This window comes from Polaribacter uvawellassae, assembly GCF_039748955.1.
Taxonomy (GTDB): Bacteria; Bacteroidota; Bacteroidia; order Flavobacteriales; family Flavobacteriaceae; genus Polaribacter; species Polaribacter uvawellassae.
The window spans coordinates 619883-639101 of sequence record NZ_JBDIZN010000002.1 but is presented as its reverse complement, the minus strand read 5'-3'; the positions used below and the strand labels follow the sequence as shown (position 1 = coordinate 639101).

The following is a 19219-nucleotide window of genomic DNA, read 5'->3' as shown; positions in this document are numbered from 1 at the left end:
TTGTGTGTTTTCCGGTTGTAAGTTCGGCTAAAATTTTCAGTTTAAAGGGTTCTGAATACCGTCTAATTACTTTGTCATTTCTATACATAATGTTTAAAATTATGTAGCCTTTATTCAGGACGGGTCAGTATTGCAGGTAACTTTCCGCGAATAAGATTTGTTTCAATGAATTTTATTCGTTGTTGGAGTGAGTGCCTTTTGGCAGTCGCTTCAAATCTTATTCGCGGAAAGTTGGAAGTGAATGACGTGAGGAATTCACTTCCAACGGTTTTGTATAAGATTAGTTGCGTGGTTTAAGCACCTAACTTAGCAAATACAAACCGAATAGAAAATCCGCAAGGATTTTCGTAAGTAGGCTCGCACTAGCAATTAATTTTATACAGTGTTGTGCAATGTATTTTTATTTCGTTTGTCAATTTCTATTGCTCTTTTATAAAAGTCTCTAAATACATTTTTATCATATTTCGCTCTCATTCCTGAAAGAACATCTGTCAATCCTAAACTACACCAATCCCATAACATTGTGTCAAAATTATACTTATACATTTGTTTTCCGACTTCAGCTCTAATTTGGTCAACTTCGTTTTCATTTATTCCGTTTTCTTTAATCCTTTCTAAAACTCTTTTCTCATTTTCTTGAGTAAATTCTGTGTCCAGATAAGGTTCCAAAATCCAATCCCAATTCCAGCTATGTTCGGTCAATTTTATGTTATTATTTTTCGCAAACTCTTTTAATTCTTCTTTTTTTTCTGCTGAAACGAAAATTATATCGTTGTCAACATATATTTTACAAGTTCCGAAATCAACACTCATAGACTTAATTTCGTTTGAGTTAATTGTTTTGTTAGGGTAGGCAACTGAAGGTTCAAATGGATAGTTAGAAATCTCAATTTCATTATCTGTAATTTTCGATTTTCCAATTCCGCACAATAGATTTTTCATTTCATATTCAGTCGAGTTGAAAAAAGCTCCTTTAGAAGTTTTGTTTTTTGTCGATTTGAATATGTTTTTTAGAAAGTTCACAGGGTTTGTCATATGTTGCACAACGGTAGCGTATAAGAATAGTAGCGGACTTTTATGCACTTACTTTTCCTTTTGTTACTGGCGTTTGATTTATAGATTTCACTTTCGTTTTAGCGACTAAACCGCTATTATTTTTATACATTGTTGTCTCTAGTGCTTTTTTAATACTTTTATTTTAAGATAGTCATTATGAATTGTTAAAGGATGGTCATAAAGCGATTCTAAATCAATGACAATTTCTTCCAAATTATTTCGATTTACTAATTCGTCTATCATAAAATTAAATCTTTTACGGCTGAAACCATGAGAGCAACAAGTAGTAATCAAAATTCCATCATTTTCAAGGAATTTTAAAATACTTTCATTTGCTCTAATATATGTTTCATGAGTTTTTTTATAAAATTTAGGTAACACCGAGATTTCAGCTAAATCCAAAATAATTACATCAAATTTTTCATCAATAAGCTTGCTCTCTATATTTTGATATAGTCCAGTTATAAATTCATTTTCATTGTAAGTAATGTTATTTAATTTATAATTTTCCTTAGCAAGAATGTTGTTTTTCTCAACTTTTTCAACATTAATTATTTTGTCACAATTGTTCATTTTGGCTAAGCAACCTAAGGTTCCAGTAAAAGAGCACAAATTCAGAATTTTTTTACCCTCTGATATTTCCGAAATGTAGTTTCTAATATTTCTATTGTCAATAAAAAAACCAGTTTTAGATGAGGTAATGTCAACATAAAATTTCAATTCATTTTCGTTACAGATAATCGTATTTTTCGATTTACCGTAAATATTTTCGGGTGGTATACTTTCTCTTTTATTTTCCCACCAAGTATATTTTGTATTTATAGAGTCAATCAATTTTGTGTTTAAGGAATCTAATAGAGCATTTTTAATTAAATCAATTTTATCATCTAACAATCTTGTGTCTAATTGAATAACTATATGTTTATTATAATAATCAATGTACAAACTATCTATTCCATCACCAGACCCATTAAATAGTCGAACAATATTATTTTTTTCTGTCAGCGTAGCTATTCTTTTTAAGACACCTTCTTTAATTATGTTATAGAGTAAATCATTATCCTCAAGTATTTCTTTATTTCTAAATAAATATGATTTTCGAAAAAACATAAATTCTAAACTTTCAAGAAAGCCCTTAAAAAGAGTTAAATCTCCACTAAATTTTTTGTTTTTCAATTTTTCAATAAGATTTTTCTTTTTGATATAATCTTTTTTGGATTGTATATCCAGAGTCAAGAAAAAAGAAAAAGTTTTTAATAGGTCCAAGGGATTAAAATCATCGACCGAAGTACATAAATCAATTAATTTATTGACTGATTCAAGTGATTTTTTGTAAAGCTCCTCCTTACCGTAATAATCAATATCAATTTCAGATTGAAGTTTATAAAACATCCTTGTAGGTGTTGTAAGGTCATAAAATATTCTATCTAAGTATCTATAAATAGGAAAATTTTTTGTGTAAATAGTATTTTCTGGATGACCATATTTATTGTAGAGACGACTCAATGTAATTGAAGTGGTTCGATAGTATTTTGGTGGAAAATAATATTTGTTATTGTTGATTAATTCTAGTTTTTCAGAAATAGAATTATCAGGATAATACTTTCCACAATAAAAAATAACTTCTTCCAGTTTCTCGGAATAATCTAGGATTTGAAACTTTTTATGAATTTTTATTAAATCTTTTTCGTTAGTTGCTTTAAGTTTATTTATTTGTTGTTTTTTTTGTTTTTCTAGTTGTTTTATGTTTTCCTCAGTAAATGAATTTATGGTAGCGAGTTCTTTGTCAAATGCCTTGATGATATTTCTATTAAATAGCTCATTTTCTTCTTTAGTCGAGGCATTAAGGATATTTTTTACCTCATTAACAAAATATTCACTAATCTCATCTGTTTGGTAAACATTCCATGCATTAGAACATATTCCATTTTTCATAATTGATTTTGCTGCCCCATTTGCTACTAAATAGTCAAATAATGACCTATGAAAAAAAGTATATTCGTTGTTTTCTTTTTTGAATAAACTATATTCTTTATTTCTTTCCGAGAAATCAATAAATCTTATGAAAACATCTGGGTTTAAATATGTATACTTGGAAATAATTAATCTCAGAGTTTCTTTAGAAAAAGAAATTTTAGGTTTGAAAGTAGTACTAGTCTTTTCTATGAAATGCCGATACTCTAAATAAAGTGAGATGGCTATCTCAATAATCAGATTATAGATTTCATTAAATAATATTTCCTTCGAGACAATTAGTTTTTCTTCTTGAATAAACTCTTCTAAATTTAGATATATATTTGAAATTAGAGACTGGTAAAATAAATCCGATATATTATCATTAAGTATTATGTGATTTTTAGAACAAACAACTTTAATTAAATTCAAAAAAATTGGACGCTTCATTAAGTAAGGGCAATTAACTTTTAACCTATTGACTAGGTCAACATCCTCAAAAAGACTATTCAAGTAAAGATTTGAGTTTTTTTCATCCCATTCTTTTAGCTCAATAGATACAAAGTCAGCTTTTGAAAGCGCAATTGAATTATCAATAAGACAATCTAGTAGTTTATGAAATTCAGTTCTAAAAGAGAATATAAAGGGATGTTGTATCTCTATTAGGTTATCAATTATTTTTTCAAAATTATCGTTTCTGTAATTGGATTCATCAATTCCATCTAGTAAGAGAACTAATTCTCCGATAAGAAATTTATTTTTTAAGATATCTGTAACTTCAAGTCGATTTCTATTTAGCATATTATCAAAAATCAAAGAATTTTCACCAAGAGTTGGTCTTATGATTTCTTCAATTTTATTTAATATTAAGTAGTATATATCATCATTATTTAACTTGTTTAATTCTTTGTCTTTTAAGCTTATATGAATTGGTAATTTCCCTCTAGCAGAAATAATATGGTTGCTTATTTCTTCTAAAAGAGTACTTTTTCCTAAACCAAATTTGGAAGATATTCCAACTTTTTTATTCATTAAAAACTTATTATAGGAATAAGTGACAACATTTTCATTTTTCACCCTTCCATTAAGTCTTGAAGTAAATGTTGATGAATATATAAACGGAACTGAATCAAAAGAAATGTGACTTTTTGTGTCAATTTTTTTTATTGAATTATCTAAGTAAGTTTCTAAATTTTTTTTAAGAGTTTCAGTATATACCAATTCAAATAAATAATTAGCATCTATACCTTTATAAAGTTTCAAATACTTTTGAGAATCTTCGTTAAACATCTTATATATATCACTTTCTCTTAAATCATCTTCATTGTTATTAAAATATGCCCAGTGAACTATACATTTATGATTTTCACTATTTAATAAATAGTCTTTAATAGCTTTAAACATTGAATCATCCCATCCATCGTAGCCGATAACAAATAAATTATCTATACTTTCCAACTCTACCTGAAAAGAGCTTTTATTTTTACTTCTGAATAAATTTTCATGAAGACTTCTATCTAGCCAATAACCATGAAAATGTTCTATGACAAAAGGATGGGAATTAATTTTTTTTGAATTCTTTTTTTCATAGTGATAATGAATTGACCTTGCTTTTTTTCCACTTCTTTGAGCTACTATCTCTATAAATGGGTCAATGTTTGAAGTATATATTTTAATATCGTCGTTGATTAAGGGTAATAATTTTCCTAAATAAGTCAAAGCTTTATTGAGTATGATTTTTTCAATTTTTGAATTATTATCTAAAAACTCAATTATTCGCTTTTCTTCTTTGATATGTTTTATTTCATCAAAACCTTCAATCTCACATATAATTGGTTTGAAGAAAAATTTACCAATATCATAACCGCAATTCTCAAAAAATTTCGCATAAGTACTATATTTATTCTTTGTAGTTTTTAGGTCTTTATTTAGTTTTCTTAATTTTGTTTCTGGCAAACTAATTCTAATTCCACCAGGCGTCATTCGGAATTTAATTGTGTCTTCAAATATTTTGATAAAATCATTAGCAAGTCCAATTCCATTTGGTTTTTTAGTTTTATCATTTGTATTTATAGATATACCAGCGCCAAATAAAAAAGAAAGTCTCTCTCCATTATTGATATTGTTTACTAATACTGACTTAAGACTATCGGTACTGTTTATTTCCATATTTTTTTCTTGCATTAGAGACAACGGTTTTGTATATGGCTCGTAGCGTGTAAATTAGCGATAACTATTCGGTTAAGCACGAGCCGAATTTTTTAATTTTCTTATTACCTTTTTTTTTCAATAAGCCAAATTAAAAAATTTGGCGGACTTCGCAAATATGTCTTAACTTCCGATTAAGCAACTAACTAGCTATGAGATATATACGTTGTTGGCAATAGTTATTTTCTCGGAATTTGATAATTTTGTAAATCATAATAATATGCTCTCATTTCTCCAGAACATTGAATTAATGAATATCTAGCGATGTTTGAATTAAATTTATCAATATTCTCTGCAACAACTAAATCATTTGATAAATGAGATGTGAATGCTAAAATATAAGAGATTCTTTTATTAAATAAATTCTTAAATTCTTCTAGAGATAAATTATCTACATTATGTTTTTTTTCAATAAGTTGCTCGTAAATCTTTTCTAAAATCAATTTATCCTTTGTTCCTAAACTTTCTCTTAATCGACGAGCAGAAATAGTAATTTGATTTGTCAGTTCTCTAATTTTTGATTGAAAGCCATATTTTACGTGAATTAAATACAATTCCTTATTGTCGTAATACATTATATCGCATAATTCTAAACCATCAGCTATAATTGTATCTATTACAATATAGTTTGGTTTTGAGTTGTATAGGAAATTATATTCGCTTTCTCGACTTATTAAATTCTTATCCCAAGGCTCGTGTAAAATATTAGATTCTGCATTATAAGTTTTAAGAATATGTTCCGAACTAGTTTTTAAATCTTCGACAAATGAATCTTGTAATTGATACCACTTTGTATCCACTAAAAATGTTGGTGTTCCATTAACAGAAAATTCCGTTGAGATATGGAAAAGAAAACCGGAACCAATTGAAAGTTTTCCATCTTGATAGCTTGCTATTCTCGCACTTCTAACGAAATTCATAAATTTGAATCTGTCATTTACTCCAAATAATTCCACCGCTCTCGACAAAACAGCATCATAGATTTCACTTCTATCATAAACTATCTTAAATACAGCATAACCGCCTTTGTCAGTTTTTTCTTTTAGTCTAAATTCGTCAGCCTCGTAGAATTTTTCAATATTATTTGGGTCGCAAAAATCGTGTTGGAAGCTTTTATGTGCATTTGATTTACGTCTTCCCAGATTTTCAGTGTCGTCAAAAAGTTTTGTTATCAATTTTTGATGTAGGACATTGTCAATAAAAGCTTTGTCCGTTATTTCTTTGTATGAATCTAAATAATCAGTTGGTGCTATTTCTGAAATTACGACTAATTCTTTTATAATGGAATGTAATTTTTCAAAATCAACATTTTTTTTGACCTTAAATGCTTTACTTACATAAATCTGTATTCTATCAGTAGTTTTCTTTTTTAGAAACTTGAAATGCAAATCTGAAATCTCTTTGCTTAATTTCAAATGAATTTCTTGAGTTACTTTTCCAAACTTGATGTAATCAATTATTCTGTAATTGTCTCTGAATTGCTCACTCAAACCAGCTCTTGAGCCTGTTATTCCTCTAGATTTTATTGAAGCGATTTCATCTTCTCTCGGTTTGATTATTCTAGAGTATATATTAAGACCAAAAGATTGGTCAATGAAAGGTAAAATTATTTGGTATGCATTTCCTCCAATAACACAAAAAAGGTCAAATTCCGATTCTATAAAGAGTATAAGCGATAGTTTTTGCTCTTTAAAAATTTCATCGCCTGATAAGTCTTTAGGAAGAAATTCTTTCCAATTTGATACAATTTCATCTGAATTATATAAATAAAGGTAGTAGGTCAAATTATCCTTTTCGATTGTATTCAGATTTTTTAAATCAAAAGTTGATTTGATACCTAATTTTGAGAATGAAGTATTTAATATTTTCTGGATGACTAATTCAGAAGTCGGTGATTTCTTTAAAAGTCGGTGTTCTAAATCTATCCTATATATTTTCGGATTTTGTGTCATCTAGATTTTTCTCATAATTATTGCCAACGTGTTTGTGTATGGTTAGTTGCGTGGTTAAGCAACTAATTTAGCAAAAATGAACCGAACCAGAGGAAATTCCGCAGGAATTTCCACGTAGGTAAGTCAAAAGCAATTAATTATACACGGTGTTGTAAGCTGGCTTTTTCCGTTCTGCTGATAGCGTTGGCGTTTAAGCTCTTTTATTTTTTCAGTATTGGCAAAAGCAAGGAAAAAAATAAATGTGCTTGAACTTGCGTTGGCTTATTTAATAAATCTAATTTGTAAATTCAGTTTAAAAAATAATTCTCCGTTTTCTTCGTATATCGTTCCAAAATCGTGTCTGCTTGAACTTGCTGTATCTAATTTCGTGTTATTGAATAAGTAATCTTCAAATTCATTTCTGTTGTAAATGTGGTAACACAAAACATCTCCATTTTCTTTTATAATCAAATAACCACCAGTTGCATCATATTGTCCAGTCCAAACTTTAGATGGCATCATTCCTAAAGCAACATCTGTTAAAAATCGCTTAATTTTATATTCGTAAAACTTATGTTCGTTAGAAATATCAAAATCTAAAGGATTTGTTGAAGTTGTTTTATCAACTAAATCTACAATGCTTGAATTTTTGCTAGAATAAAATTCGTAAACTACTTGTGATAAAATCTCTGGTAGTTTACTATCAATAAGAATTAAATTGTTCGAAAATATCTGTCTTTCGGTTTTTGTAAAATTAAATTGTCCTTTTGATTGTAAAACTGAATTAATTCTATCCATTATTTTACTTTTTGAATCAATTGAATTTATTTTTTCAATATCTGATTCGCTTAATTTCGTGTTAGAAATTTTGAAAATAAAGTTAGTCGTTTTTCCTGCGTTAAGTAGAGTAGAAGGACTTCCTAATTGTGATTTGATACTAAATCCTAAAGTTGGTTGTTGATTGGTTCTTTGGTCGTGAACAACAATTGTAATATCTGTTTTTGCTGTTGAACTAGCTTTTAAAGAAAGACAATTTATGGATTTCATAAACGCTTCAATTTCGGGAACTGAAAAAGTTCGTTCTTTATTCGCTTTAATTTTTTCAAGTAAGAATTTTGCTTTTTCTTTAAACTCTGAAATTGCAATTTTTAAAACTTCTTCTCCGCCAGAAATAAGTATAATTTCATCTTGAATAGAATATTCAAAATCGCCATTATTTTCTGTTCTTAAAACACGTAAAATTGGATAAACTATCCCTTCTAGTTTTTCAATGTCTTTATTTCCAAGAAATAATTGTTTGTCTCCAAGTAATTTGAATAGCGTGTAAATTTCACTCCATTCGCCTTTATTTCCTGTAATCATAAAGTTTTAAGTTTTTCTATAATTTTTTTTGCGGTTGCTTGAATTGCTGGAACTGCAACTGAATTTCCAAATTGTTTATATGCTTGAGCATCAGAAACTACGATTTTATAATTGTCGGGAAAACCTTGTAATCTTGCCCATTCTCTAGGTGTCATTTTACGAATTCCTTCTCGGTTTACTTCTCCTCTAATATTTGTAACTGGTGTGAAATCCTTTAATCTAAAATCATAAACTAAATTTCTTTCTCTTCCCATTCCGCCACAAACAACAGCGTTTGCAGTTCCGTTGTTTGGAATAATTTCATAACCAAATCCATTTCCTTTACTTTCGTGTCTAGCTTTATGATTTCGTAAAGTATTTACATAAGTTTCAGATAAATAATATTTTACAGAAACCGTTTCGGTTTCTAAAATATTATCTAATGTTACTTTTTTCTTGACTGGTTTTGGGTATTCAAATTCTGTAATTCCTAAATCTTTTCTAAAACCAACTATGAAAATTCGTTCTCTGTTTTGTGGAACTCCAAATTCTTTTGCATTTAAGATTTGTGGTTCTGGAATGTAATAGCCTAAATCTTCTCGTAAAACATTTAGAATTGTTGCTAAAGTTTTTCCTTTGTCGTGACTTCTTAAACCTTTTACATTTTCTAGGAAAATTGCTTTTGGTTTCTTCTTTTTTATGATTTCTGCCACATCAAAAAATAATGTTCCTCTTGTGTCTTCAAACCCGCCTCGTTTTCCTGCAATTGAAAATGCTTGACAAGGAAATCCAGCACACAAAACATCAAATCCGTCTGGAATGTAATCTTTGGTTGCTTTTTTTGTAATATCTCCAAAAGGAACTTCTCCAAAGTTAGCTTGATATGTTTGTTTTGAATATTTATCCCATTCGCTTGTAAAAACACATTTACCTTTTAAGTTTTGAAATGCTAATCTAAATCCTCCAATTCCAGCGAATAAGTCAATAAACTTAAATTCAGGTTTTTTAGGTGCAGGAAAAGGAATGTCTTCCCGTTGGAAAATTAAATATTGTAAAGCTACTTCGGCTGCTATATTTGAAATGGTTTCTTCTGGAAATTTGTATTCAAACAAGTTTTTAACGTGTTCTATTGCATCGGGTTTATAGAATTGAGAAACTCCATTTCTGTGATTATGTAAATAATGCGTAAAAGCAGCTTCAGTATCTTTTTTAGATTCTACAAGTCTGATTTTGAATTTTTTATCTTCAAAATTTTCAATTGATATTTTTTCCTTTAGAAGCACTTAATTTTGTTTGATTTTTATAATTGCAAGTTATGAAAAAATTCTCATTCAGCGTTGGGAAAAAAGCAATGTGTGCGATAGCACTCTTTGCTTTTGTGCGGCTGGATTCCGCTTGCTTACAACGGTCTTGTATATGGCTCGTAGCGTGAAAATTAGCGATTATTTTCGGATTAAGCACAAGCCAGATTTTTAAATTTTACTATTTATCTTTTTTATTAGAAATCGTCAAATTTAAAAATTTGGAGGACTTGCAAATATGCCTTAACTTTGAATTAAGCAACTGCCCAGCTATGAGCTATATACGATGTTGCCCACCGTTTTTCTCGCGCTAATCCATCCTCCAATTCTTTCTTTTTTAATCCATTTTCCATTGAGAAGTTCATAAATTCTTTCTTCTCCACTTCCACATTTTCCTCCGCAGATTGTTCCGATTTGGACATAAGCTAAATCAAAATTTTCATTAAATATTGGCTTACTAATAGAACAATATCCAAATGTGCAATTTTCGTTTATTAAATCCCAAAATATAAATCCTTCATTTTCCGTTTTATTTCTAAATTCTATGAATTGGGTTTCGGTTAATATGTTTTTATTTGGAACTAACTCCGCTGTGATTTTGAATTTTTTGTATAATTTTGATTGCATTTTATAATGGACAGTATCCGTTATTTTCAAATTCATTTTCACATATTCATCAAAATTTGGAACCGTTGGATGCGAAATCGCTCTTGGCTTTTCTGATATACAACTTGATGATAATTCGCCATCTTTTTCATCTTTTAAAATCTGGGTAATTAATTCCGTCGTTTTTTGAGCGTCTAATTCTTCCAATTTTTTCAAATCAGTTTTATTGTCTGACTTACAACTGAAAGTCAAAACCAGAATTATGAATGATATGTAAAAAGGCGTTTTTTTCTTCACAATCCATTTTGCTGTTTCCATTCCGACAATGTTTTTGGATGCTCATTATCATTTGGGTAATTTTCTTTAATTATCTCAAATTGTTTGTCCGTTAGCAGAACCATTTCGCCACCGTTGTCACACCTTATTGGATAAAATCTGTTTTTACTATTCTGTAATTCAAGTTCGTCATTTAAAATCGAAATGAAATTTGCATAAACAGTTCCCCAATCTTTATCAGTAAACGCTCCATCAAAAGCTACGTATTCTTTCCCGTTCAGTTCGATAGTGTGTTTCCAATAATTTTCAGACTGTTCGTTTTTCTCATTTGCATAATTAAGATTTAAACCCAATTTTTCAAAAGTAGGTTTTACTTTGTCGAGATATTCTGTCAAACCTCCAATTTCAAATAATTCTTCGCAATCAATCCAATAAAATCGTTTGTCGGTAAAATCCATCGTTTCGCCACGCAATGTTCCAGAAAAGAAATTCAGTTCGTCTTTAGATTTGACCATTTCATCTTTTGTTTGCTCCAATTCGGATTGGTCAGTAAGATTGAAAAAATCAAGACTATCAAGTTTACCGACAATTTCATTTCCAGTCAATTCTTGTTTGGTTTTAGTTTTTGGTTTTTCGGATTGTTCATTTTCAATCGATTGTTTTTTATTTGAGTTACAACCAACTAAAATTCCAATTAAAAGCAAAAATTTTAATCTGTGCATAATTTTTTTCAAATGGTGGGCAACGTTTATGTATAAGAATAGTTGCAGGTTTGTATGCGAGGATTTTCCGAAGGAAAATCAGACGTTACAAACACGCAACGACCTTTTGATTAAGCACTAAACCGCAATTATTTTTATACGGTGTTAGCTTTTAGTGCTTTTTATTCAGCTATTTATTTTTTCAGATTTTGAGTAAATTCAGACATTTTTTAATTCCTCAAACTTGCTCAAATTTCTCTATATTCTAAATTCAGATTTTGAGTGAATAATTCCGCAACTTGCTAAATTCGGCACGCAATTCTGTTTTTTATTCAGCTTTCAATTCCACAAACAAGCAAAAAAGTCAACCGTAATTTTCATTCCGTATTTTAATGGGGATTTAGAGTTTTATTTTTCCAATAATTAAAGTATAATTTTCCTACGCCTAAAGTTGAGCCAATCATTAAAAAGTAAATCATTACATAATTTTTTTGAAAAAAACTTTCGGTAAATAAATCGGTAATACTCAAAGTTAATAAAGCAATACTAACAAGCCATAATAATCCGAATATAATTAAATGTTTCTTTGTCGGGTTTGTTAAAAAACTTTCTTTTCTATCTTTCATTTTTCTTTATTTTTAGTTCTGACATTTCTCCAGCATTAAAGCTAACGGTTAGTATATGAAAAGTAGGCGATTTCGAAGCACGAAACTTTCGGTTAAGCACAAAGTGTGATGCGAGCTAAAACCCTTGGTTTTATTACTGTTTCGCCTATTTTTTATATACATTGTTAGCTGCTTTTTTCAATTTGGACTGTTCTTCTTATTGGGAATGGAATAATAATGTTTCTCTCGCAAAGTTTTTCTGTAACGTTTTGACAAATTCGTGTTTAATTAAGAATTGACTTTCATAAGTATCTGATGCAAGCCACACTTTAAAATTGATTGAGGAATCTGCAAATTCATAAAACCTTACTTTTGGTTCAAATCCTTTCGGAATAGAATCATAATGTTTTAAAACTTCAGCCGCTGTTTCAAGTGTAATCCTTTCTACCTTTTCTAGGTCACTATCATAATGTACTCCTACAGGAATATGGAAATACAAATTTTTTTGAAGAGTAAAATAATTAGTGACATTAGCACTTGAAATTTTTGAGTTAGGAATTACAAGAACATTTTCAAGTAAAGTCTTGATTTCTGTGTTTCTCCAATTGATGTCCAGAACATAACCTTCTTCTCCTGAATCCAATTTTATGTAGTCCCCTGGTTTCAATTGTTTAGAAGCGAGCATATGCATTCCCGCGAATAAATTCCCAAGGGTATCTTGAAGAGCAAGCGCAATTGCAAGTCCACCAACACCTAAAGCAGTTAATATAGCTTTTATGTCGTAATCAAGTAAATTCGAAATAACTACACTTGCAAATGCAAAAACTGATATTCTTATTAAAATATGGATTAAAGAAGATGATTTGTTATATTCTTCGTTATTCTTTTTAACGTAAACAAATATCAGAATCTCAGAAATTAGAAATGAAAATGCAATGGTTAGAATGATATCAATAATTACATCCACTCGAGAATTAATGTTAATTTCAAAAGGATAGTAAGTGTAATTTTTAAGAGAAATAGCAGCAAAAATTAAGGGGAACACAAATTTGATAGATTTTCCAAATTGTTCAATTTTGATTTTATAAGTTGGTTCATATTTCGACAATATAAATTTGACTAGGATTTGGACTAAATATCCAAGAATCAAACCTATTAAAACTAAAGTGATATATGCTATAATTTGATTTTCAAATAAGTTTTCCATTAATTAAATATTTTATCAATAATTGAATTGGTGTTGTATTGTCCTGAAACAGGTTGACCATTTTTTGATTTTATAAGGTTTTCAAATTGCAGCTAACGTGTTCGTGTTATGATTAGTTGCGGAAAAGGACGCGAGTCGTTTTCCGATAAGCACTAAAGTTAATTAATTTCGAGGATTTTCCGATAGGGAAATCAGTAGTAATTAATTATACACGTTGTTGTAAGCAGTTTTTTTTATTCGTAATATTCGTATTCATATTTGAAAGTCAATTTATTTTCTCCATTAACTTTCTCTATTTTTTTTGGTAATGAATTTTCATAAAAGAAATAAAGTTTTGTAATTCCATTTCTGTCTTCTGTAGTTTTAGTTTTTATAAACCCATTTTTATCGTATTCAAAATTTTCTGTTTTTGTGTAATATTTTGTCTCGATAACTTGATTTTGATTATTGTATTTACGAGTAGAAATTGTTTCTAAATTATTTGGATTAAAATTCTCAATCCTATTTCCATTATCATCTGTTTTATAAGCAGAATAATCTTCTTCGCTTAATTTAATTCCTTTGAAATATCCGATTTTTTTAGTTCCGCCAACTTTTAATTTAGGGTTAAAGAAGTACTTAAATTCTGAATACAGTCCATCATTATTATATCTTAATTCTCTATCATAAGATTTATCATCGTTTTGAAAAATTACGCTGCTTAATTCCCATTCTTTATTTTCGTTGAAGTCTGAATAGATAGTTATATTCTCATCTTCTAATTCAATAGTTCTTTTCGTGGGAATTGAATCGCCAATTTTATATTCAGTTTTGTAAGGTTTATTATATTTATAATTATAGCCATATTTAAATTCTCCATTTGGTGTGAAAAAAGACAATTTTGTCAGTCTATTTTGTTCATCAAACTCGAATTTTGATTTACTTATAACTTTGTTTGAATTGTCGGTATCTTCAATAACATTTCCAGATTTGTCAAAAAGTAAGTCCGTAACAATTTCGTTTTCTTCATAAAATTTAATTCGTTTAATATTGTTTTCGGTCGCTATTTTTTTAAACGATTCATTACTATTTCTTTCATAATCAGGAACGTTTAAAACTATCACAAAATTTTGTCTCGATTCAGATTGTCCGAAACAGAAATTAGTAATCAGAATTATTAATATTAGATAGTTTTTCATTGGTTTAGTCAAATTGCTTACAACGTTGTTGTATATGGTTTGTTGCGTGTTTTAAGCACTAAAGTTAGCAAATAAAAACCGAATAGAAAATCCGCGAGGATTTTCGTAAGTAGGCTAGAACTAGCAATAAAATATATACGGTGTTAGCATAAGTACTTTTTAGCTCTTTCTCTACATTTCATAATAGCTTCTTCACTTAAAGGTAAAAATACTTTTTCGTATTTCGCTTCTTTTGGTTTTATAAAATTCCAATTATTATTTTTATCTTTTTTAAAATACTTTCCATTTGCTGTTCCCATTTTTCCGCTCAAACTTCTTTTAGCTAAAGTTGTTAATTCTCCAATACTATTTTCAAGTTTATTTGCAGGAATTTTTCTCCAAATTTCCATACTTCTATAAATAGCTAAATCCCAAGTTTTTTGTCTCCAAAATATATTTGGTTCATTATGGACAACTTTTAATTTATACTTTGAAAGAAATTCTGGTTTAATTTCATAAATATATTCTTCTAAATTAAAATCATATATTCTTTCCTTTTTGTAAATCTTTATATTTGGAATCAAGTAGTTCATAGTTAATAGATAATGATTGTCCATATTTTTCAATCGCCCATTCTCGGTTTGCTTTTTTGTCAGCACTTTTACCAAACCACCAGAAGACGTCAATTCCGAGCTTTCTATAATCATTTGTTCTATTTTCTAAATATTCAGTTGTAATTGATGATAATTGTATTTCGTGAGCTACAATCCACCCATTTGGAAAAAGCATTGCAACATCAATAATTCTTTTAATTTCATTTATTGGATACTCAAATCTGATTTCTGCGTTTGAATATTCACTCCAATATTCTTTTATATGTTGAGCAATAAGTTCTTTTCCTAAATTATGTTGTGGACTTTCAGCGTGTCTTTCAAAGTCACTTGTACAATTATTAATATGAAAAAAATGTTTAGCTCTTAATTTTCCGTCTTTAATTGAAATTTTTCCTTCACAAAATTTACAGACTAATCTTTCTTTGTCAATTTCATTTCTCGGATTTTCAAATTTTGTTATATCCAGTTCTTCACCTGTATCTTTGTATTTTGCTGTTAACATTTTTATTGATTAATTTTCGTTTTTCTGACCGGTTTCACGTATTTATGCTAACGTTTATGTATAAGAATAGTTGCGGGTTTGTATGCGAGGATTTTCCGAAGGAAAATCAGACGTTACAAACACGCAACGACCTTTGATTAAGCACTAAACCGCAATTATTTTTATACGGTGTTGTGTGCAGTTTTTTTTATTTCCGATTTCAAATTGTTCCATTCATTCCAAAATTGTCGAAAACCATTTTGGTCAAAATCATCTTTAGGAACTTCTTTTTCATTTATGTCTCCATAAAATTTTTCAACTTGCTCAGTAAATTCAATAACTTGGTTTATATAAATATCAATTGGAATTTTCGTTGTCGCTCCTTTTTCGGTAGTGAATTCAACAATTCCATTTTCGTGTTTAATATTCCAGTCAATTCCGTTATTACATCCACAAATCAGAACATAATCTTTCTCGTCATTCGGAATCATAAAATGTCCACAACAAGGAACTAAATAATTTTCAAAATCGCCTATTTTATAATCTTGTTTTAAAGTCCGAAGCAGATAAAGTCCAGTTGCACTTAAACACCACGAATCAGATTCCGAATCAGATAAAATTTCGTCTCCGATTTTCAGATACAATTCTCCGTGAGAACATAAATCAGCTTTATCGTCCAAACCATCATCTTTAATCCAATGTTGTCTTAAAATCTTTATTTCAAATTCTGTTTTCGTCATTTCTCAAATTGCACACAACGGTTTCGTGTTATGATGTGTTGCGTTGGTAAGGAACTAAGTTAGTAAAAAGTCACGAACCAGAGGAAAATCCGTAGGATTTTCCGAGTAGGCTAGAAGTAGCAATGCGTTATACACGTTGTTGCATGTTGTAGCTTTTTAATTTTCAGACTAAATTTAATTGTAAAAGACGAAGCAAATTAGTTAGATATTCAGTTTTTCCGTAACGAGTCTGATTCCACGTTTGAGTAAATAATTCCGCAATGAGCATAATTCCGTCAGAGTAATTTTCTGCGTTCTATTCCGCTTTTCATAACGCTTATAAATTCCGTTTGAGTGGCAATTCCGTAAACTAGCTCAAACTCCGATCTGTTTTTTTAAAGTATTTATTGAGTGTAAAATTCCGAACGTATCAAAATTCAGATTTCGAGTAAGAAATTCCGCGATTTGTTTGGTGAAATTTAGATGTTTCTATATTCCGAATTGTTTCCGATTGAGTAAGATTCCGCTATTACATGCAACGGTCTTGTGTATGAAACGTAGCGTTTAAAATGACACTAACTTTTCGGATTTAGCACGAGCCGAATTTTTAATTTTTATGTTTAATTTTCTTTTCTAAATATAACCAAATTAAAAATTTGGCGTACTTTGTAAATATACAAAAAACCTCTCGGAAAGCCTATAATAGCTATGTTTTATACACGTTGTTGTGCATAGTGCTTTTCACATTCAGTTTGGTTTTCAGATGTTTCTTGTTTAGTTCAAATGTGAGCGTTGGCAAGACATACTCTTTTGCAATTTTTGACGTAGCGTTGGCTTGAGCGAATTGCAAATGTGTATGGCTTTTAGCGTTGGACTCTTTTTTCTATTAACTTTATTATTTCCTTAAACTCCTTTTTATCCGTTTCGTTTAGAGATTCCATAAACTTTTCAATCCGTTCTTTTGAGTTGTAATCCAAATTAAGTCCATTCCATAAGTTAACTTCCTTTTCCAAACTCTCGGTAAATAATTCAGATTTATTTTCTTTTTCGATACTCAACAATTTCGCGAATCGACAAAACTGTCCATTGTCGAATTGAACATCTAAAATCAGATTGTATTTTCCTTTCGTTAAAGTCTTTTGTCTCTCAATTGCTTCAATTCTTCCATCTCCTAAAGTTTCAAGAAAGACTCTTTCGTTAATTTCAAAACTGTCATTTTCAATCTCTGAAATAGATTTAGTGTTTTTTGTGTTTATAATCTTGTTAAATTCTGCTCGACTTTCGGAAATTTCAAGTAAGCGAATTGAAATTGCATCAATATAATCAAGGTCTTGAACGTTTTTCCATTTTGAAGGAATAATAGATTGTCCGTGTAAAGCACCAATTAAACCACCTGCAAAAGCTGCAATACTGTCTGTGTCAGTTCCGATAGAATTTACAGCTTGCTCAATTCCTTTTAATGGTTCTTTAGAATATTTACAAGCTAAATAAATACCTGCAATTACAGTAGAAGTACCTGAACCTTTCGTCTCGTTATTATAACAGCCCAGTTTGGATAACGCATCAAAATCAGATGAATTATTTGTAAGTAATTTATAGGTTGTTCTTAAATATTCTTGTGTTTCATCAATTATAGATTTAAATAAAATCCTAAAAGGTTCTTTAGCATTTTTATTCCATTCAGTTTCCCAACTTTTTAGTTTTGGATTATCTAAAAAGTCAATCGAAAATTTTTGATGAATGTCTTTTCCTAATTCGGTAAGAAAGTTTTTGAAATCAAAATTTTCGGGATTAAACCTTAATATTGTGTCAATGGAATATCCATAGAGCATAGCTCCTAAAATTGCTCTTGGATGTCCGTGAGTGATTATACTATTACAAAAGATTTCTTCTTTGATTTTATCTTCCTCTCCGAAATTTGCTAATGCAATTGGCAGTATTCTCATTGCCGCACCATTTGCACCACTTTCTCTATAGTCGATTGTAGTTTTACCAGCTTTAAACGTGAAAAAGTTATTATTCCATTTAGCAGATTTTCTTTCTATTTTTCGAGCTGCATTTTTTATTGTTCTTCCTGCACCTCTTGAATAAAGTAACCAATCTGGTAGTTCTTTTTTTGCAAAATATTGTTGGTCGACAAAACCATCTTCGTTAATTGAACGAGCAACTGAAAGTAAAAGTTGAGTATCATCAGAATATGAACCTGAATTAAGCTTATCGACATAACCGTAAAATCTACCTCCAACATTTTTTTTCCAATCGTGAAAAGAATTGATGTAATCAGTTCCAAACTTTTTCTTTAAAGAACTTTTACTTTTTTCAAATTCAGTCATCCAACCTAAAGCGTCTCCAATTGCTGCAAGTTTTAAACTGCCTTTATATTTTGTTTCTGCTTTCATATTGTACGATTTGGTGAAAATATTTCTTTGTCAACTACAAATTTACTTGTATCAAAAGAATACATTGCTCCTTTAGCTGCTGCCAAGTTTTCTTCATTTTCAAAACAAACTGATATAATACTTTCTGATGAAATAATATCTCGGACTAATATTTCTGCTTGAACATTTGTTGGATATTTGTTAGCAATATTGGCTCTTGTTCCATAAGGAATAGGTATGTTTTGAGCAAACAACATTTTAAACTTTTCTATATCTCCTGTGATTCCAATACTTTTTGCTGCTCGAGAAGCTGCATTAGTTACTGAAAACAATGTTTTATCATCATAGATATGTTTTGGATTTATTTTTAAAACACACCAATTTATTGTAAAATCGTCTTTAGTTTTTTGCCTAAACTTTGAAAACAAAAAGGTGTTTGGACCAGAAATAGAAAGGTTTATATAATTTTTGTCATCATAACGGACATCATCAGTAAATTGCACATAATCTAATATGTCGAATTGTTCAATATCCAAATTTTCTAATTTGGCTCTACTCATCAACTTGTTATTTTCTAATATGCTGAATAAATTTCGAGTTGGTGTAAAATGAATTAAACAGTCAATCTGTCTTTTGTCAATTTCTTCTTGAAACTCGGTATAATTAGGTTTTAAATTCATTGAAA

15 protein-coding genes are annotated in these 19219 nt (G+C 29.3%); all 15 read right to left on the bottom strand.

What is annotated here, in order from left to right; translation table 11 throughout:
• Window positions 1-375 precede the first annotated feature (375 nt).
• The 15 genes from ABDX67_RS07260 to ABDX67_RS07190 all read right to left on the bottom strand — a co-directional run bounded on the left by ABDX67_RS07260 (window position 376) and on the right by ABDX67_RS07190 (window position 19214).
• Entirely contained in the window at window positions 376-942 is a 567-nt protein-coding gene (locus ABDX67_RS07260; RefSeq protein WP_347174285.1) for a hypothetical protein, read from the bottom strand.
• A gap of 231 nt (window positions 943-1173) precedes the next feature.
• Window positions 1174-5193 (bottom strand): class I SAM-dependent methyltransferase, encoded by a 4020-nt coding sequence (locus ABDX67_RS07255; RefSeq protein WP_347174284.1) that lies wholly within the window; start codon window positions 5191-5193, stop codon window positions 1174-1176.
• A 203-nt stretch (window positions 5194-5396) separates the two neighbouring features.
• The gene (locus ABDX67_RS07250) at window positions 5397-7169 is read right to left on the bottom strand and encodes a DUF6119 family protein (RefSeq protein WP_347174283.1); all 1773 of its coding nucleotides are present in this window, start codon (window positions 7167-7169) and stop codon (window positions 5397-5399) included.
• A gap of 261 nt (window positions 7170-7430) precedes the next feature.
• The gene (locus ABDX67_RS07245) at window positions 7431-8510 is read right to left on the bottom strand and encodes an HpaII family restriction endonuclease (RefSeq protein ID WP_347174282.1); all 1080 of its coding nucleotides are present in this window, start codon (window positions 8508-8510) and stop codon (window positions 7431-7433) included.
• Window positions 8507-9772 carry a DNA cytosine methyltransferase gene (locus ABDX67_RS07240; protein ID WP_347174281.1) on the bottom strand — a complete coding sequence of 422 codons (1266 nt, stop codon included), beginning with the start codon at window positions 9770-9772 and terminating at the stop codon, window positions 8507-8509. The genes ABDX67_RS07245 and ABDX67_RS07240 overlap by 4 nt, the downstream gene beginning before the upstream one ends.
• A gap of 288 nt (window positions 9773-10060) precedes the next feature.
• Window positions 10061-10714 carry a hypothetical protein gene (locus ABDX67_RS07235; RefSeq protein ID WP_347174280.1) on the bottom strand — a complete coding sequence of 218 codons (654 nt, stop codon included), beginning with the start codon at window positions 10712-10714 and terminating at the stop codon, window positions 10061-10063.
• On the bottom strand, window positions 10690-11394 hold the full coding sequence (locus ABDX67_RS07230) for a hypothetical protein (protein WP_073221766.1): 705 nt from the start codon (window positions 11392-11394) through the stop codon (window positions 10690-10692). Before ABDX67_RS07230 ends, ABDX67_RS07235 begins: the two co-directional genes overlap by 25 nt.
• 368 nt (window positions 11395-11762) lie before the next feature.
• Window positions 11763-11999, bottom strand: coding sequence for a hypothetical protein (locus tag ABDX67_RS07225; protein ID WP_347174279.1), 237 nt, complete (start codon window positions 11997-11999; stop codon window positions 11763-11765).
• A 196-nt stretch (window positions 12000-12195) separates the two neighbouring features.
• On the bottom strand, window positions 12196-13185 hold the full coding sequence (locus ABDX67_RS07220) for a mechanosensitive ion channel family protein (protein ID WP_347174278.1): 990 nt from the start codon (window positions 13183-13185) through the stop codon (window positions 12196-12198).
• A gap of 233 nt (window positions 13186-13418) precedes the next feature.
• Complete coding sequence (locus tag ABDX67_RS07215) at window positions 13419-14363, bottom strand: hypothetical protein (RefSeq protein WP_347174277.1); 945 nt, start codon at window positions 14361-14363, stop codon at window positions 13419-13421.
• 143 nt (window positions 14364-14506) lie between these two features.
• Window positions 14507-14926: a hypothetical protein gene (locus ABDX67_RS07210; RefSeq protein ID WP_347174276.1), complete on the bottom strand. Its 420-nt coding sequence runs from the start codon at window positions 14924-14926 to the stop codon at window positions 14507-14509.
• A complete protein-coding gene (locus tag ABDX67_RS07205) occupies window positions 14883-15458 on the bottom strand; it encodes a competence protein CoiA (RefSeq protein WP_347174275.1) in 576 nt (191 codons plus the stop codon). The genes ABDX67_RS07210 and ABDX67_RS07205 overlap by 44 nt, the downstream gene beginning before the upstream one ends.
• A gap of 161 nt (window positions 15459-15619) precedes the next feature.
• A complete protein-coding gene (locus ABDX67_RS07200; protein ID WP_347174255.1) occupies window positions 15620-16177 on the bottom strand; it encodes a hypothetical protein in 558 nt (185 codons plus the stop codon).
• Between the two features lie 842 nt (window positions 16178-17019).
• A complete protein-coding gene (locus tag ABDX67_RS07195; RefSeq protein ID WP_347174274.1) occupies window positions 17020-18555 on the bottom strand; it encodes an ADP-ribosylglycohydrolase family protein in 1536 nt (511 codons plus the stop codon).
• Window positions 18552-19214: a DarT ssDNA thymidine ADP-ribosyltransferase family protein gene (locus ABDX67_RS07190; RefSeq protein ID WP_347174273.1), complete on the bottom strand. Its 663-nt coding sequence runs from the start codon at window positions 19212-19214 to the stop codon at window positions 18552-18554. The genes ABDX67_RS07195 and ABDX67_RS07190 overlap by 4 nt, the downstream gene beginning before the upstream one ends.
• Window positions 19215-19219 lie beyond the last annotated feature (5 nt).

Bases quoted from the DNA above. Each gene is read 5' to 3' on its own strand.
- ABDX67_RS07205 (WP_347174275.1), bottom strand. From the start codon at position 15,458: ATGTTAACAGCAAAATACAAAGATACAGGTGAAGAACTGGATATAACA.
- ABDX67_RS07245 (WP_347174282.1), bottom strand. From the start codon at position 8,510: ATGATTACAGGAAATAAAGGCGAATGGAGTGAAATTTACACGCTATTC.
- ABDX67_RS07230 (WP_073221766.1), bottom strand. From the start codon at position 11,394: ATGCACAGATTAAAATTTTTGCTTTTAATTGGAATTTTAGTTGGTTGT.
- ABDX67_RS07215 (WP_347174277.1), bottom strand. From the start codon at position 14,363: ATGAAAAACTATCTAATATTAATAATTCTGATTACTAATTTCTGTTTC.
- ABDX67_RS07190 (WP_347174273.1), bottom strand. From the start codon at position 19,214: ATGAATTTAAAACCTAATTATACCGAGTTTCAAGAAGAAATTGACAAA.
- ABDX67_RS07220 (WP_347174278.1), bottom strand. From the start codon at position 13,185: ATGGAAAACTTATTTGAAAATCAAATTATAGCATATATCACTTTAGTT.
- ABDX67_RS07195 (WP_347174274.1), bottom strand. From the start codon at position 18,555: ATGAAAGCAGAAACAAAATATAAAGGCAGTTTAAAACTTGCAGCAATT.
- ABDX67_RS07200 (WP_347174255.1), bottom strand. From the start codon at position 16,177: ATGACGAAAACAGAATTTGAAATAAAGATTTTAAGACAACATTGGATT.
- ABDX67_RS07235 (WP_347174280.1), bottom strand. From the start codon at position 10,714: ATGGAAACAGCAAAATGGATTGTGAAGAAAAAAACGCCTTTTTACATA.
- ABDX67_RS07250 (WP_347174283.1), bottom strand. From the start codon at position 7,169: ATGACACAAAATCCGAAAATATATAGGATAGATTTAGAACACCGACTT.
- ABDX67_RS07225 (WP_347174279.1), bottom strand. From the start codon at position 11,999: ATGAAAGATAGAAAAGAAAGTTTTTTAACAAACCCGACAAAGAAACAT.
- ABDX67_RS07260 (WP_347174285.1), bottom strand. From the start codon at position 942: ATGAAAAATCTATTGTGCGGAATTGGAAAATCGAAAATTACAGATAAT.
- ABDX67_RS07255 (WP_347174284.1), bottom strand. From the start codon at position 5,193: ATGCAAGAAAAAAATATGGAAATAAACAGTACCGATAGTCTTAAGTCA.